Annotated in this window: 2 protein-coding genes; both read left to right on the top strand. The window is 30.7% G+C overall.

Translation table 11 applies throughout. From position 1 onward, the window contains the following. The first annotated feature begins 219 nt into the window (after positions 1-219). Positions 220-480, top strand: a complete 261-nt coding sequence (gene cstR / locus KA878_RS13770; RefSeq protein WP_002510747.1) for a persulfide-sensing transcriptional repressor CstR — start codon at positions 220-222, stop codon at positions 478-480. After that, a partial coding sequence (locus KA878_RS13765) for a sulfite exporter TauE/SafE family protein (protein ID WP_210142229.1) occupies positions 480-907 on the top strand: 428 nt, incomplete at its 3' end. The genes cstR and KA878_RS13765, both read left to right, overlap by 1 nt.

The raw sequence follows: 907 nt of genomic DNA, 5'->3' as shown, positions 1-907 counted from the left end.
CAATCAGTTGACCTTGTGCACCCAATTTTTCTAATTCTTGTTTACTGAAATTATTGATATGATTTTCGTTATATTGTTTCATATTAACCTCCTAATAAATACCTATACAGGTATATTAACTAATTATTTATATTATGTCAAATACGGTAGGGGGTATTTGACATGTTTACTTTTATCGTTTATTATGACTTTATTCAATTAAAAGTGGAGGAAATAACTATGAATTATGATAAAAAAATGATTAATCGTATTAATAGAATACAAGGACAACTCAATGGCGTTATTAAAATGATGGAAGAAGAAAAAGATTGTAAAGATGTCATTACTCAAATCAGTGCATCAAAAAGTTCAATCCAACGTTTGATGGGAATTATCATTAGTGAAAATTTAATAGAATGTGTAAAAGCAGCAGAGGATAATGGTGAAAATTCTGAAGAATTGATTAATGAAGCCGTTAACTTATTGGTAAAAAGTAAATAATGGATATTTCAACTATTATTATGATGTTACTTATTGGGGTATTCGGAGGCTTTATTTCGGGTCTAGTAGGTATAGGTGGCGCCATCATTATTTATCCAGCTATTTTATTATTACCACCACTATTTGGCGCTCCTGCGTACAGTGCATACATGGCATCAGGACTTACTTCCAGTCAAGTCTTTTTCAGTACTTTAAGTGGGTCATTAAAAGCGCGAAAAAAACCAGAATTTTCGCCACTATTAGTGCTTTACATGGGTAGTGGCATGATTATAGGCAGCATGTTAGGTGGACTGTTAGCAAATTTATTTAATGCTACATTTGTAAATACGATATATATTATCATTGCTTTACTCGCATTAATTTTAATGTTTATTAACATAAAACCGAGTTTAGATCAATCTTCCTTTAACAAGCCATTATTAGTTAT

This window comes from Staphylococcus sp. GDY8P57P, from assembly GCF_017892585.1.
Classification (GTDB): Bacteria; Bacillota; Bacilli; order Staphylococcales; family Staphylococcaceae; genus Staphylococcus; species Staphylococcus borealis.
This window is presented reverse-complemented; position numbering and strand designations above follow the sequence as displayed.